Origin of the sequence: Nocardia cyriacigeorgica NBRC 100375, from assembly GCF_000308555.1 — a bacterium.
GTDB lineage: Bacteria > Actinomycetota > Actinomycetes > Mycobacteriales > Mycobacteriaceae > Nocardia > Nocardia cyriacigeorgica.
On sequence record NZ_BAFY01000199.1, the window covers coordinates 24478 to 37437 of the forward strand.

At 67.3% G+C, this 12960-nt stretch carries 14 protein-coding genes; 6 read left to right on the plus strand and 8 right to left on the minus strand.

What is annotated here, in order from left to right:
- From RJ05_RS19845 to RJ05_RS19860, 5 genes are all read left to right on the plus strand, one after another.
- A complete protein-coding gene (locus tag RJ05_RS19845) occupies positions 1 to 771 on the plus strand; it encodes a deoxyribonuclease IV (RefSeq protein ID WP_036539336.1) in 771 nt (256 codons plus the stop codon).
- A 106-nt stretch (positions 772 to 877) separates the two neighbouring features.
- Positions 878 to 1813: a TauD/TfdA dioxygenase family protein gene (locus RJ05_RS19850; RefSeq protein ID WP_051016750.1), complete on the plus strand. Its 936-nt coding sequence runs from the start codon at positions 878 to 880 to the stop codon at positions 1811 to 1813.
- 145 nt (positions 1814 to 1958) lie between these two features.
- Entirely contained in the window at positions 1959 to 3191 is a 1233-nt protein-coding gene (locus tag RJ05_RS19855; RefSeq protein ID WP_036539255.1) for a CaiB/BaiF CoA transferase family protein, read from the plus strand.
- Positions 3188 to 3367 carry a hypothetical protein gene (locus RJ05_RS31025; RefSeq protein WP_138445802.1) on the plus strand — a complete coding sequence of 60 codons (180 nt, stop codon included), beginning with the start codon at positions 3188 to 3190 and terminating at the stop codon, positions 3365 to 3367. The genes RJ05_RS19855 and RJ05_RS31025 overlap by 4 nt, the downstream gene beginning before the upstream one ends.
- The gene (locus tag RJ05_RS19860) at positions 3358 to 4287 is read left to right on the plus strand and encodes a hydroxymethylglutaryl-CoA lyase (protein WP_036539257.1); all 930 of its coding nucleotides are present in this window, start codon (positions 3358 to 3360) and stop codon (positions 4285 to 4287) included. Before RJ05_RS31025 ends, RJ05_RS19860 begins: the two co-directional genes overlap by 10 nt.
- Before the next feature lie 20 nt (positions 4288 to 4307).
- Here the strand turns inward: RJ05_RS19860 and RJ05_RS19865 are convergent, their stop codons facing one another.
- Positions 4308 to 5468, minus strand: a complete 1161-nt coding sequence (locus RJ05_RS19865) for an MCE family protein (RefSeq protein WP_036539340.1) — start codon at positions 5466 to 5468, stop codon at positions 4308 to 4310.
- 213 nt (positions 5469 to 5681) lie between these two features.
- Between RJ05_RS19865 and cyp51 the strand changes: the two genes are divergently transcribed.
- Positions 5682 to 7034, plus strand: a complete 1353-nt coding sequence (cyp51, locus tag RJ05_RS19870; protein ID WP_036539259.1) for a lanosterol 14-alpha demethylase — start codon at positions 5682 to 5684, stop codon at positions 7032 to 7034.
- A gap of 64 nt (positions 7035 to 7098) precedes the next feature.
- Here the strand turns inward: cyp51 and RJ05_RS19875 are convergent, their stop codons facing one another.
- From RJ05_RS19875 to RJ05_RS19905, 7 genes are read right to left on the minus strand one after another with little or no spacing between them, the layout of a single operon-like run.
- On the minus strand, positions 7099 to 7584 hold the full coding sequence (locus tag RJ05_RS19875; protein WP_036539262.1) for a glutathione peroxidase: 486 nt from the start codon (positions 7582 to 7584) through the stop codon (positions 7099 to 7101).
- On the minus strand, positions 7581 to 8804 hold the full coding sequence (locus RJ05_RS19880) for a cytochrome P450 (protein WP_036539264.1): 1224 nt from the start codon (positions 8802 to 8804) through the stop codon (positions 7581 to 7583). Before RJ05_RS19880 ends, RJ05_RS19875 begins: the two co-directional genes overlap by 4 nt.
- Positions 8805 to 8828: 24 nt before the next feature.
- Positions 8829 to 10079: a hypothetical protein gene (locus tag RJ05_RS19885; RefSeq protein WP_036539266.1), complete on the minus strand. Its 1251-nt coding sequence runs from the start codon at positions 10077 to 10079 to the stop codon at positions 8829 to 8831.
- Between the two features lie 4 nt (positions 10080 to 10083).
- Positions 10084 to 10635 carry a Cif family virulence factor gene (locus RJ05_RS19890; RefSeq protein WP_036539269.1) on the minus strand — a complete coding sequence of 184 codons (552 nt, stop codon included), beginning with the start codon at positions 10633 to 10635 and terminating at the stop codon, positions 10084 to 10086.
- On the minus strand, positions 10635 to 10883 hold the full coding sequence (locus tag RJ05_RS19895; protein ID WP_036539270.1) for a ferredoxin: 249 nt from the start codon (positions 10881 to 10883) through the stop codon (positions 10635 to 10637). The genes RJ05_RS19890 and RJ05_RS19895 overlap by 1 nt, the downstream gene beginning before the upstream one ends.
- 2 nt (positions 10884 to 10885) lie before the next feature.
- Entirely contained in the window at positions 10886 to 11695 is an 810-nt protein-coding gene (locus RJ05_RS19900) for an SDR family oxidoreductase (RefSeq protein WP_036539271.1), read from the minus strand.
- A 46-nt stretch (positions 11696 to 11741) separates the two neighbouring features.
- A complete protein-coding gene (locus tag RJ05_RS19905) occupies positions 11742 to 12947 on the minus strand; it encodes a cytochrome P450 (protein WP_036539274.1) in 1206 nt (401 codons plus the stop codon).
- Positions 12948 to 12960 lie beyond the last annotated feature (13 nt).

Below are 12960 nucleotides of genomic sequence, written 5' to 3' on the forward strand. Positions count from 1 at the left end.
ATGCGCATTGGAGCACATGTCCGGCTCGACAGCGATCCCATCGGCTGGGGTGAGAAACTCGGCGCCGACCTCATCCAGCTGTTCGTCGTCGATCCGCAGAGCTGGGATAAACCACAGCCGCATCCGCGGGCCGAGCAGATCCTGGCCAGCCCGATCGATGTGGTGGTGCATTCGTCCTATCAGATCAATGTGGCGAGCCTGAACAATCGGCTGCGCATGCCCTCGCGCAATGCCGTCGCTCAACAGGCGAAGGCCGCCGCCGATATCGGCGCGTTCGGTCTGGTGGTGCACGGCGGGCATGTCCGCTCCGACGAGGAGATCGAGGCGGGGATCGTCAACTGGCGCAAGTTGTTCGAACGTCAACAGGACAAGGGCGGGTTCGCGGTACCGATCCTGATCGAGAACACTGCGGGCGGAAACCATGCCATGGCACGGCATTTCGATTCCATCGCCCGGCTCTGGGACGCGGTCGGCGAATTCGGTGCCGGCTTCTGCCTGGACACCTGCCATGCCTGGGCCGGCGGCGAAGACTTGGTCGGCGTGGTCGAACGGATCCGCGCGATCACCGGGCGCATCGATCTGGTGCACCTGAATTCCTCGCGCGACGAGTTCAATTCCGGCGCCGACCGGCATGCCAATTTCGCCGACGGCACCATCGACCCGCAGCTGCTGGCCGAGGTCTGCCGCACCGCCGACGCCCCGGTGATCCTGGAGACGCCGGCCGAGGGCGTCGCCGACGATATGGCCTATCTGCGCGAGCACGTCGGCTGACGGGCGCGGGGCGGCGTTGGGATCAGGCCGACCCTAAACCTGTCGGTGCGGGCGTGGCGGTGGTGTGCTCGCGGTATCAACATCCGCTCTCCCGCGAAGGTGCCTCATGACCGTCGACAACGCCACGTCCGCCGCCACCGTCTCGGTGGTCAAGCTCGGTTCCCGCATCGGCGCCCGGATCGACGGTGTCCGGCTCGGCGCGGATCTGGATGCCGAGACCGTCGCCACGATCCACCGGGCGCTGCTCGAGCACAAGGTGATCTTCTTCCGAGGCCAGCAGCACCTCGACGAAGACGGCCAGTACGCGTTCGCACAACTGCTCGGCAGCCCCACTACCCCGCATCCGACCGTCACCTCGGCGGGCGTGAAAACGCTTGCCATCGATTCCGAACGCGGCCGCGCCAACAGCTGGCATACCGACGTCACCTTCGTCGACCGGGTTCCGAAGGCGTCGATCCTACGCGCGGTACGGCTGCCCGCCTACGGCGGTTCCACCATTTGGGCCTCGACCGTTGCCGCCTACGATTCGCTGCCCGACCCGCTCAAGCTGCTGGCCGAGAACCTGCGCGCGGTGCACACCAACGCCTACGACTACGCGGCCCGCACCGGCACCGAACCCACCGATCCCCAGCGTGAGTACCGCGCCGAGTTCGAGTCGACGTTGTACGAGACCGAGCATCCGGTGGTGCGGGTGCATCCCGAGACCGGTGAGCGGGCGCTGCTGCTCGGCCATTTCGTCAAGAATTTCGTGGGGCTCTCGGCGACCGAATCGCAGGCGCTGTTCCGGTTGTTCCAGGATCGGGTCACCAAGCTCGAGCACACCGTGCGCTGGAACTGGTCCGACGGCGACGTGGCGATCTGGGACAACCGCGCCACCCAGCACTACGCCGTCGACGACTACGACGATCAGCCGCGCAAGCTCACCCGGATCACCCTGGCAGGCGATATCCCGGTCGGCGTCGACGGCGCCTTCAGCACCGTCCGCACCGGTAACGCCGAGCACTACTCGATCATCGACGTGCCACGGGGACTTGCCGCCTGACCCGGCCGGGGTCCCGAGGCGGCCGCGCCGCGTCAGCACGCAGGCCCCCTGGACAGGCGCGACGGACACCGCTCGGCCGGCCACCACGGCTCGCCCGGCGGAGGCGAACGCCGGGCGGGCGCGCCCATGGTTCACACTGTTGGCCATGAGCATCAGGCCCCTGGACGGTGTGCGCGTCCTGGAACTCGGCAATTATGTGGCCGCACCAACCGCCGGACGTATCCTCGGCGATTTCGGCGCCGAGGTGATCAAGGTCGAACGCCCCGGGACCGGGGACGAGCTGCGCAATTGGCGCCTATACGGCGGTGACACCTCGATGCTCTATCGCACCATCAACCGCAACAAGAAATCGATCACGCTGGATCTGCGCACCGAGGCGGGGCGCGCGGTCGTGCTCGATCTGGTGCGGCACTGCGATGTGCTGCTGGAGAATTTCCGGCCCGGGATGCTGGAGAAGTGGGGTCTCGGGCCCGATGTCCTCGAGGCGGCCAACCCGAATCTGGTGATCACCCGCATCTCCGCCTACGGCCAGACCGGGCCGCTGGCCGCCCGGCCGGGTTTCGCCGCCGTGGCCGAGGCGGTGGGCGGGCTGCGTGAGCTGGTCGGCGACCCGGATCGCCCGCCGGTGCGCGTCGGTGTGTCGATCGGCGACTCCATCGCCGGGATCTACGCCGCGTTCGGCACGGTGATGGCGTTGTTCCAGCGCGAGCGCAGCAGCACGGCGGTCCCGCTGGAGCAGCGCGTCATCGACGTGGCGCTGAACGAGGCCATCTTGTCGGTGATGGAATCGCTGGTCCCCGACTACCTGGCCTACGGCATCAACCGGGAACGGGTGGGCGGCCGGATGGAGGGGATCGCGCCGAGCAATGCCTATCCGTGTTCGGACGGCACCAGCATCATCATCGGCGGTAACGGCGACGCCATCTTCCAGCGCTACATGAAGGTGATCGAACGCCCCGACCTGGCCACCGACCCGGATCTGCAGGACAACGCGGGCCGCTGGCGCCACCGCGACCGCCTCGACGCCGCCATCGGCGAATGGACGATCCGGCATACCCGCGAGCAGGCCCTGCGCATCCTGGAGGAGGCCGCGATTCCGTGCGGGCCGATCTATACCGCCGCCGATATCGTCGCCGACGAGCAGTACGCCGCCCGCAATATGATCCAGCATTTCCCCGTCGACGTCGGCGAACCCGAACCCAAACAGGTCGGCTTCACCGGCATCGTCCCGGTGATCGGTGACCGGTCGCTGCCGATCCGCTCGGTCGGCCCCGATCTCGGCCAGCACACCAGGCAGGTGTTGACCGAGCTGCTCGGCATGAGTGAGTCCGAGGTCGACGCGCTCACCGGCGCGCGGGAGCAGGAGGCCGCCTCGTGAGGCGCCGCCGTACTCCGCGCCGTCCGCCGGCGCGCGGCAGCTGGGAGCTGAAGGCCCCCGAACATCGCCGCCCGACCGTGCATCCCAACCCGGCGGGCATGAACGAGAAGCCGTGTGGCGGAGTGATGTGTGTGCCGCCGCAGGCGCAGGACAAGCGGGCCCCGCGATGGCTGTGACCGCCGCGCCGCTGTTGCGCGATGTCACCCTGCGCGACGGCCTGCAATTGACCGGTAAGCCGTTGCCGGTGGAGCACAAGGTCGAGATCGTGCGCCGGCTGCTCGCACTCGGCGTGCCGGCGCTGGAGATCGGGTCGATGGCGCGTCCGGATCTGGTGCCGCCGATGGCCAACAGTATGGAACTGGTCGCGGCGCTGACTCCCGAGGAACTCGAGCGCTGCTGGCTGTGGGTGGCGACGCCGCGGCATGTGGAGAAGGCGGCCGCGGCGGGGGTGCGCAATTTCCAGTACTGCTTCTCGGTGTCGGACGCACACAACCGCGCCAATATCGGCCGCGATACCGAGGCCAGCGTTGCCGCCATGCCCGATGCCGTACGGATCGCGCGCGAGGCGGGCGGCGCTATCCAGTTGTGCCTGGCCACCTCGTTCACCTGTCCGTTCGACGGCCCGGTCGATCCGCGGCGGGTGCTGGCCATCGCGGCCGATCCGCGCACCGAAGGCGCCGGCGATATCGTGCTCGCCGACACCCTCGGGCAGGCCTATCCGGCCGAGGTCACGGCCCTGGTGAGCGCGGTGCGTGAGCGAACACCGCAGCGGCGCATCGTCTTCCACGGCCACGACACCTGGGGCATGGGCGTGGCGAACTCGCTGGCCGCCATCAGCGCGGGCGCCACCATGGTGGACGGCTCGCTGGGTGGGCTCGGCGGCTGCCCGTTCGCCCCGGGCGCCAGCGGCAATACCGCCACCGAGGATCTGCTCTTCGCCACTCGCCCGGACTGGTTCACTCCTGCGGTGCTGGCCCAGTTGGTCGGGCTCACCGACGAGATCCTCGGCGAACTCGGCGAACCGAACCGCTCGCGCACCACGCAGGGCGCGCGCTCGGAGGCGCGGGCGTTCGACTGGGTGATCCGGGAGTCCTGACCGCGATCCCGGTTCCGTGCTCAGCGCGGTGCGACACCGGGTAGCCCGGCGAACAGCACCTGGAAGACGGACGGCCCGTTCAGGCGCAGGGTCGTCGTCGGGGCGTAGGGGTCGGATTCGGCGGTATCGGTCACCACATACGGTGCGTGCGAACCCGGCACGCGGTCCAGTACGCCATCGCATCGGGGTCCGCCGGTCGCGTTGACCTTCGGCAGGTCTTCCGGGAACTTGTAGGCCTCCCCGCCGTACATGAAGCCGGCATTGAATATCGCCCCTGGCTTCTGCCCGCCGATCATCGCCTCGGCCAGCGGCAGCGCCCGCGCCAAGCCGACGATCACGCAGTTGAGCACCGGGCGGTATTCGTAGAGCAATTCGGCGGTCGGCAGCAGCAGTTCCAGCCCGGTGGCCAGCGGCTGTTCGTTTTCTCCCAGCACCGCGCCGGTGGTGTCTGCGAGGCCGATGAGATCGAGCAGCAGGGTGTCCATCTCGGCGGTGTGCGCGCTGACGGTGGCGCTGGTGGCCGTGGCGTTGCCGAGGGTGCGCAGCAGGTCGGGCACGGTATCGGCGTAGGTCTCGGTGACCTGCGCCGCGCTCGCCATATCGCGGCGCAGCGCGGGTAGGTGCGGGTTGATCTCGCGCAGATAGCGGTCGGCGTCGGCGAGCAGATCGCCCATGGTCGCACCCCGTCCGTGCAGCGCGGTGCCGATGGCGGTGAGGGTGGCGTTGAGCTTTGCGGGGTCGATCGTGCCGAGCACGTCGGTCAGTCGCTGGAAGACGGTGTTGAATTCCACGGTCACGTCCTGGGTGCGCACCACCGCCCCCGGGCGCAGCGACGTCGTCGCCGACTGCCCGGATGCCACGAAGTTGACGTATTTCGCGCCGAATACGGTGGTGGAACGGATATCGACGCTCGCATCGGCAGGCACCAGACCCAGCAGATCCGGATCCAGTTCCAGCCGCAACCGCACCCGATCCCTCGTGTGCTCGATGCCCGCGACCCGTCCGATCTGCGCTCCACGGAAACGCACCTTGGCGTCCGGGTCGAGCACCAGCCCGCTGCGCGGCGCCTCGACGGTGACGGTCGCCGTCGCCGCGAAGCCGCCGGCATACATCGACCAGGTGAGTACCAGCAGCCCGACAAGACCGAAAACCATTGCGGCCGCCGCGATTTTCCATCGCAGTAGCTGCCACGTGACCCGGAGCAGCACGAAACGTTCGGTCCCGGTGTGTTGTCTCGATTCCACCGCTCACCCGCTTACCGACGAACCGGTACGGCACTGCCGTCTGGCGGATCGGGCACGATCGTCGATCGCTTGCCCGCTCCAGTTGTGTCGTAGTACTGTCCAGACACGTGTCCATCATATGTCTGGACAGTGATCACCGGGAGGTTTTCGATGACTCTGGTGCAGCCGCAACGAGTTTCCGGCGGCGACTCCGAATACGGCCATCTCGACGAGTTCCGGGTCGACCCGATCGCGCTGATGCGCCGTGTCCGGGAGGAATGCGGCGATGTCGGCGCGTTCGAGCTCGCCGGCAAACGGGTCATCCTGCTGACCGGGGCCGAGGCCAACGAGTTCTTTTTCCGCGCGGGCGATGAGGATCTGGATCAGGGTGCGGCCTACCCGTTCATGAAACCGATCTTCGGTGAGGGTGTGGTCTTCGACGCCAGCCCGGAGCGTCGCAAGGAAATGCTGCACAATCAGGCCCTGCGCGGCGATCAGATGCGCGGGCATGCCGCGACCATCGCCGCCGAGGTGGATCGGATGGTGGCGAACTGGGGTGATTCGGGGGAAATCGACCTGCTCGATTTCTTCGCGGAATTGACCATTTACACCTCCTCGGCCTGCCTGATCGGGGTGAAGTTCCGCAATCAGCTCGACGGTCGCTTCGCGCAGCTGTATCACGATCTCGAACGCGGCACCGACGCGCTGGCCTATGTGGATCCCTACGCACCGATCGAGAGTTTCCGCCGCCGCGATGCCGCGCGTCGGGAACTGGTGGCACTGGTGCAGGAGATCATGGACTCCCGTGCGGTGAATCCGCCCGCCGACTCCAGCGACCGCGACATGCTCGACGTGCTGGTCTCGGTTCCCGGCGAGGACGGCACGCCGCGTTTCAGCGCGAGCGAGATCACCGGCATCTTCATCTCGATGATGTTCGCCGGCCACCACACCACCTCGGGCACCGCGGCGTGGAGCGTCATCGAATTGCTGCGTCATCCGGAGCAATTGCAGAAGGTGGTCGCCGAGCTCGATGAGCTCTACAGCGACGGCTCCGATATCAGTTTCGGTGCGCTACGACAGATTCCGCAGCTCGAGGCGGTCCTGAAGGAGACGCTTCGGCTGCATCCACCGCTGATCATCCTGATGCGGGTGGCGCGCGATCAATTCGATGTGTGCGGTAGCCGGATCGAACCCGGCGATATGGTCGCGGCGAGTCCGGCGATCTCCAATCGGATCGCCGAGGATTTCCCTGACCCGGACACCTTCGATCCCGGCCGCTACATCGATCCGAACCAGGAAGACATCATCAATCGGTGGACCTGGATTCCGTTCGGCGCGGGCCGCCACCGCTGCGTCGGCGCGCCGTTCGCCCTGATGCAGTTGAAAGCGATCTTCTCGATCCTGCTGCGGGATTGGGAATTCGAGATGGCGTTGCCTTCGGAGCAATACCGCAACGACCACAGCAAGATGGTGGTGCAACTGGCGAAGCCGTGCACGGTGCGCTATCGCAGACGACAGAAATGAACAATGGGGCCCGCTCACCGGAGCGGGCCCCATTCTCATTGCCGCGGACAAGCGGCGTATCGAGTCAGAGCAGCGCTTCGACCGCCGCCACCAGCGCGGCGTCGTCGGGAGTGGTGCGCGGACGGAACCGGGCGGCCACCGTGCCGTCGCGGGCGATCAGGAACTTCTCGAAGTTCCACTGGATATCACCGGCCGCGCCCTCGGCGTCCGCGGTCTCGACCAGGCTCTGGTAAAGCGGATGCCTGCCGTCACCGTTGACGTCGGTCTTCTCCAGCAGCGGGAAATCCACGCCGTAGGTCATCGAGCAGAACTGCTGGATTTCCTCCGCGGTGCCCGGTTCCTGGCCCATGAACTGATTGCACGGCACCCCGACCACGCTGAATCCGCGGTCGCCGTAGGTCTTCTGAAGTTCGACCAGGCCCGAATACTGCGGGGTAAGACCGCATTTGGAGGCCACGTTCACCAGCAGCACGGCCCGGTCACCGACGAGTCCGGCGAGCGTGGAGGGCTCGCCGGACAGCGTGCGCACCGGAATGTCTCGAACGTTCACTCGTATCGCACCTGCCAATTCTTGATTCCGTTGATCCACCCCGAGCGCAACCGTACCGGATCGGCCACCGGGGTGATCTCGGGCATCGCGTCGGCGATGGCGTTGAACATGAGGTCGATTTCCAGCTTGGCCAGGTTGGCGCCGACACAGTAGTGCGCGCCGGTGCCGCCGAAACCGACGTGCGGATTCGGGTCGCGCATGATGTCGAAGGTGAACGGGTCGGTGAAGCCCTCTTCGTCGAAATTGGCCGAACTGTAGAACAGGCCGAGGCGCTGGCCTTTGGCGATGCGCCGGCCGCCGAGGGCCAGGTCCTCGGTGGAGGTGCGCTGGAAGGCGGTCACCGGGGTGGCCCAGCGCACGATTTCATCCGGTGCGGTGCGTGGGCGTTGCTCCTTGTAGAGCTCCCACTGTTCGGGATTGTCCACGAATGCCTTCATGCCGTGGGTGATCGCATTGCGGGTGGTTTCATTGCCTGCGACGGCGAGCAGGATGACGAAGAATCCGAATTCGTCCGACCCCAGCCCCTCCCCGTCGAGATCGGCGTTGACCAGCTGGGTGACGATATCGTCGACCGGTGTGGTCCGGCGCTGCTCGGCCATGTTCCAGGCATAGCCGAGGATTTCGGCCGAGGCCATGGTGGAATCGCCGTAGTCGGGGTCGTCGTAGTTGAGCATCTGATTCGACCAGTCGAACAGCTTGCGCCGATCCTCCTGCGGCACACCCAGCAGTTCCGCGATGGCCTGCAACGGCAGCTCACACGCGACCTGGGTGACGAAATCCCCACCGCCGGTCTTCTTGGCCTCGTGCACGATCTTGGCGGCTCGTTCGGTCAGCACGGCGCGCAGCCCTTCCACCGCCCGCGGGGTGAAACCCTTGGAGATGATCCGGCGGATCTTGGAGTGTTTCGGCGGATCCATATTGACCAGTAGCGCCCCGGTCACCTCCATCTGTTCGGGCGTGATGTCGCCGGGCAACCGGATGATCGCGCCCTTCTCCTGTGAGGAGTACAGCTCCGGGTGGCGCGAGATCTCCTTGATATCGGCCAGCTTGCTGACCACCCAGAAACCGCCGTCGCGGAACCCGCCGGAGTTCTCATCGGATTGGGCGTTCCACCAGACCGGCGCGGTCCGGCGCAACAGCGCGAATTCCTCGACGGGGCTGCGTTCGGCCCACAGGGCCGGGTCGGTGAAATCGAATCCCGTGGGCAAGGTCGATGTCATTGGGGGTGTCCTTTCTGGAATCGCTCACACGACCGTGAGGGGCAGCGGGATGCCGCGATCGGCGAAAGCGAAGCCGGCACCGGTACTGACCTTGGCGATCGCCACTTCGATGGCCTCCCGGGCGGGCTCGTCGGCCAGCGTGATCCTGGCCGTCCATGCCTCGTCGGACACCGTGGTCTCGCTGACGTGGAAGCGGGGATTCACCCCGCGCACCATGGCATCGAGGGCCTTGGTGTGCTCGGGATCGATCAGCGCGGGCCACGCACCGTCGGCGACGGCGTCGCTGTGGCGCGGGAACCGCAGCAGCACCGCGTCGTCCGCCGCTTCCACCCGAATGCCGGTGTAGGGCAGCGGGTTGACGGCGGGATGGTGCCGCAGCACTTCGATCAGCGCCGCGACATCGGTGCCGAGCCCGAGTGCTTTGCGCAGCCGTTCGGAAGTCAGCCCGGCGATGCCCGCGAACTGTTTGCGCAGGATGTCGAGCGCGGATTCCTCATCCGTGCGCCGACGCACCGCGATCGCGAACGCGAGGGTGAGCAGATGATGTTGCAGGCACACCTCGTCGGCCAGCCGGATCAAGGCCGAGCGGGAGAAATCGGCGAAGCGGATATCGCTGAGCAGCGGCCCCGCGTAGTCGCCGCGACCCTCCTCGCCGGGATCGATGGCGGTCAACCTGGTGTGCGCCGCCGCCGATCCGGCGACCAGCTCCGCGCCCTCCGGAACGGGCGGCGGGATATGGGCCGCATCGATGGTGACCGTCCACGCGCACACCGGCGTCCGGTCGGCGGGCTCGCGGGGCGGGCGATGCACCGGCCGGACCTGAGCGTGCGGATTGGTCGCCAGGGCCGTGGCGTCGAAGGTGGGGTCCTCGATGTCGTGGCACATGGCGATCACGAAATCGGTGCCGAGCGGTTCGACGTCGGCCAGCGCCCCGCAATGGTCGAGCCAGAATTCGCCGTGCCGTTCGTCGTGCAGCCGGTAGCGGAAATCCATGAATTGCGGTGGTGCGCCGATATCGAACTGGAGCCCCTTGAAGATGGTCTCGACCGTGTCGCCGGTGAAACCGAGGGCCCGCTGCATGCGGCGGGTATAGACCGGGCTGGCCAGCTGCCATTCGGTGATGGCCACCTCGGTCATGCCCTCGCGGCCGAAAGCGCCGATGGTGTGCGCCATTCCGGACCGGTCGATCAGATGCCCGCTCAACAGCAGCTCGGGCAGCAACGTCGCGAGCGTCTCCCGCGACAGATCCGCGTAGTTGCTCAGTGATTCGGACATGCCGTCACCACAACGGGACCGGGGATTCGCCGACGCGGTACCAGCCGGGCAGCGGCTGTCCCGACACCGAGCGCTGGATCCGCTTCTGCATGCCTTCGGTCAGGGCATTCTTCTGGATCATCTCCATGAACAGCGCCGACACATTGCCGAAGTCGAAGAAATCGCGTTGCCACGACCACTGGAAATCGCCGCCGTAACGGAACCAGCTGCCGCCGATGCCGTGCGGGCTGTAGTGGCTGCCGTCCTCGCGGGTGACGTCGGCGATCTGTTTCCACAGGCCGATCACATTCCCGGACCGCTCATCGATGACGAACTCCTGATACGGATACGTCCACCCCTCCAGCCCCTGCATTTCCTGCACCAGCGCCAGATCCCGGATCTCGTCGCGGCCGACGGCCATGAATTCCTGGGTGGGCCCGTAGTTCCAGCCGTAGGTGGCGTCCTCGGTATACAGCTCGGCCAGCGGCGCCCAGTCGCCCTTGTCCTCACAGCTGCGGTTCGCCTCCACCCAGCGCCGCACCATCTCGTCGAGTTCCGCGCGATCGAAACCTGCCATCACCGTCTACCTTCCTGGGATTCGCCGGTCCCGCTCGGCGCGGGATCGGTGGCGGCGTCGTCGACGATCGACAACGCCTGGGTCGGGCAGTACCGGACTGCCCGTTCGATGTCGGGGCGGGCGGCGTCGTCGGGGTTGTCGTTGCCGATGACGACCTGCCCGCGTTTGGGCACTGTGAAGATCTCGGGGGCCTCGTCCTGGCAGACCGCATGCCCCTGGCACAAGTCCAGATCGACCCGAATCCGCACGGCTACTCCCCTTCCGGCTCGCGGCGCGAGGTGCGGCGCTGACGTAGCGGCGCCTCCGGCTGTACCTCCACCGACACCAGATGCGATCCGCGCGGCGTACTCACCACCGCGACCACCGCGGCCGCCAGGTCCGAAGCCCGCAGCATGTACGGGTGCCGGGCGAAACCCCAGTCCTTCCAGTCCTCCAGCAGCGGCCCGACGACCTCGGGAGTGGAGTTCATGCCCATGCCGGTCAGGGTGGGCCCCGGGCGCACGATGGAGGCACGGACGCCGCTGCCCTCCAACTCCATCCGCAGCTGGGTCACCATGTTTTCCAGCCCGGCCTTGGCGGCGCTGTAGGCGCCGGTACGCGGTCGCGGCGCGGGCGCGCAGTCGGAGGTGATCAGCACCAGATCGCCCCGTTGCCGATCGACCATCCCCGGCAGCACGCGATGCACCAGGCGATGGGCACCGATCAGGTGTATCTGCACCTGGTGGGCGAAACGCTCCGGATCCATCTCTTCGACCAGCGCGAACTCGATATCGCCCGCACCGGAGACCAGGATCTCGGCCGGTCCGTGCGCCTGTTCACCCGCCGTGACGAACGCGTCCACCGAGGCCGTATCGGTGACGTCGAGGCGGTGCGCGATCGCCTCGCCGCCGTCGGCGCGGATCTTTCCGGCCAGCTCTTCGCACAGTTCGACGCGACGGGCGCCGAGGGTGACCGGGTGACCGAGTTCGGCCAGCGCGAGGGCCGTGGCGGCGCCGATGCCGGAGGAGGCGCCCGCGATCAGGGCGGGCCGGCGGGCGGGGTGGGGTTCGAAGCGCGGCATCAGCGCACCTCCTGTCTCCGGGGCGGGTGGGGTCGGGCGGGCGGCGTCATCGGGGCCGCACCGAGATCGGCAGCCGGGCGAACCCGCGCACATTGGTCGAATGCACCCGCTCGACCTCCGGCTCGTGCACCTCGTAGCTGCGCGTGCGGGTGGCGAATTCCTCGAGCGCGACGGTCGCCTCCAGGCGCGCCAGATGCGCGCCGAGGCAGAAGTGCACGCCCGCACCGAAACTCACCAGCGAGCCCTTGTCGTTGCGTTCGATGCGGTAACTGTCGGCGTCTTCGAACACCTCGGAATCGCGGTTGGCCGAACCGATCGCCAGCAGCACCTTCGCTCCCGCCGGGATGACGCCGCCGTGCAGCGGAATGTCGACGGTGGCGGTGCGCGCCACGATCTGGCTCGAGGTGTCGTAGCGCAGGGTCTCCTCGACCCAATCCGGGACCAGCCCCGGGTCGGCGGCGACCTTGGCGTACTCGCCCGGGTTGTGTGCGCCCCAGTACAGCGCGTTGCCGAGCAGTTTGGTGGTGGTCTCGTTGCCCGCGACCACCATCAGGAACATGAAGCCGATGATTTCCTGATCGGTGAGCCGGTCGCCGTCGATCTCGGCGTCCAGCAGCGCGGAGGTGAGATCGTCGAGCGGCTGCTTGCGGCGCTGGGCGACCATCTCGGTGTAGTAGCCGATCAACGCGACCGAGGCCTCGATGGCACCCATCGGCACATCGAGCACACCGTCCTCGCGGTGCACCACCAGGTCGGCGAGGCGGCGGATCTCGGCGCGGTCGGCGGCGGGCACCCCGAGCATCTCGGAGATGACATCCATCGGCAGTTTGCCCGCGAAATCCTCGATCCAGTCGAGCTTCTCGCCCGCGAAGCCGGGTTCCAGGTGTTCGAGGGTGAGTTCGCGGATCCGGTCGGTCATCTCGGCGACGCGTTTGGGCGTGAATCCTTTGAACACCAGCCGCCGCATCCGCATGTGCCGCGGATCGTCCATGGCCAGGAACGACATCACGTGATGGGCGTGCGGCCCCCACGCGGCGGGATCCAGCGATACCCCGTTGGCGCTGGAGAGCCGGGTGGCGTCGCGGAAGCCGGCGAAGACGTCGGCGTGCCGGGACAGCGCCCAGAAATCCAGGTCGGGGTTGTAGTACAGCGGCGCTTCGGTGCGCAGCCGCCGGTACACGGGGTAGGGATCCTCGTGGAAGGCGTAGTCATAGGGATCGAAGATCAGTGGTTCCACCGACGCGGCCGTCATCGCGCCCACCTCG

What these genes read in the sequence shown, in the direction of transcription:
- RJ05_RS19900 (WP_036539271.1), bottom strand. Translation starts at nt 11,695, where the DNA reads ATGCCGCGCTTCGAACCCCACCCCGCCCGCCGGCCCGCCCTGATCGCG.
- RJ05_RS19880 (WP_036539264.1), bottom strand. Translation starts at nt 8,804, where the DNA reads ATGACATCGACCTTGCCCACGGGATTCGATTTCACCGACCCGGCCCTG.
- RJ05_RS19860 (WP_036539257.1), top strand. Translation starts at nt 3,358, where the DNA reads ATGGCTGTGACCGCCGCGCCGCTGTTGCGCGATGTCACCCTGCGCGAC.
- RJ05_RS19855 (WP_036539255.1), top strand. Translation starts at nt 1,959, where the DNA reads ATGAGCATCAGGCCCCTGGACGGTGTGCGCGTCCTGGAACTCGGCAAT.
- RJ05_RS19890 (WP_036539269.1), bottom strand. Translation starts at nt 10,635, where the DNA reads ATGGCAGGTTTCGATCGCGCGGAACTCGACGAGATGGTGCGGCGCTGG.
- RJ05_RS19905 (WP_036539274.1), bottom strand. Translation starts at nt 12,947, where the DNA reads ATGACGGCCGCGTCGGTGGAACCACTGATCTTCGATCCCTATGACTAC.
- cyp51 (WP_036539259.1), top strand. Translation starts at nt 5,682, where the DNA reads ATGACTCTGGTGCAGCCGCAACGAGTTTCCGGCGGCGACTCCGAATAC.
- RJ05_RS19845 (WP_036539336.1), top strand. Translation starts at nt 1, where the DNA reads ATGCGCATTGGAGCACATGTCCGGCTCGACAGCGATCCCATCGGCTGG.
- RJ05_RS19885 (WP_036539266.1), bottom strand. Translation starts at nt 10,079, where the DNA reads ATGTCCGAATCACTGAGCAACTACGCGGATCTGTCGCGGGAGACGCTC.
- RJ05_RS19850 (WP_051016750.1), top strand. Translation starts at nt 878, where the DNA reads ATGACCGTCGACAACGCCACGTCCGCCGCCACCGTCTCGGTGGTCAAG.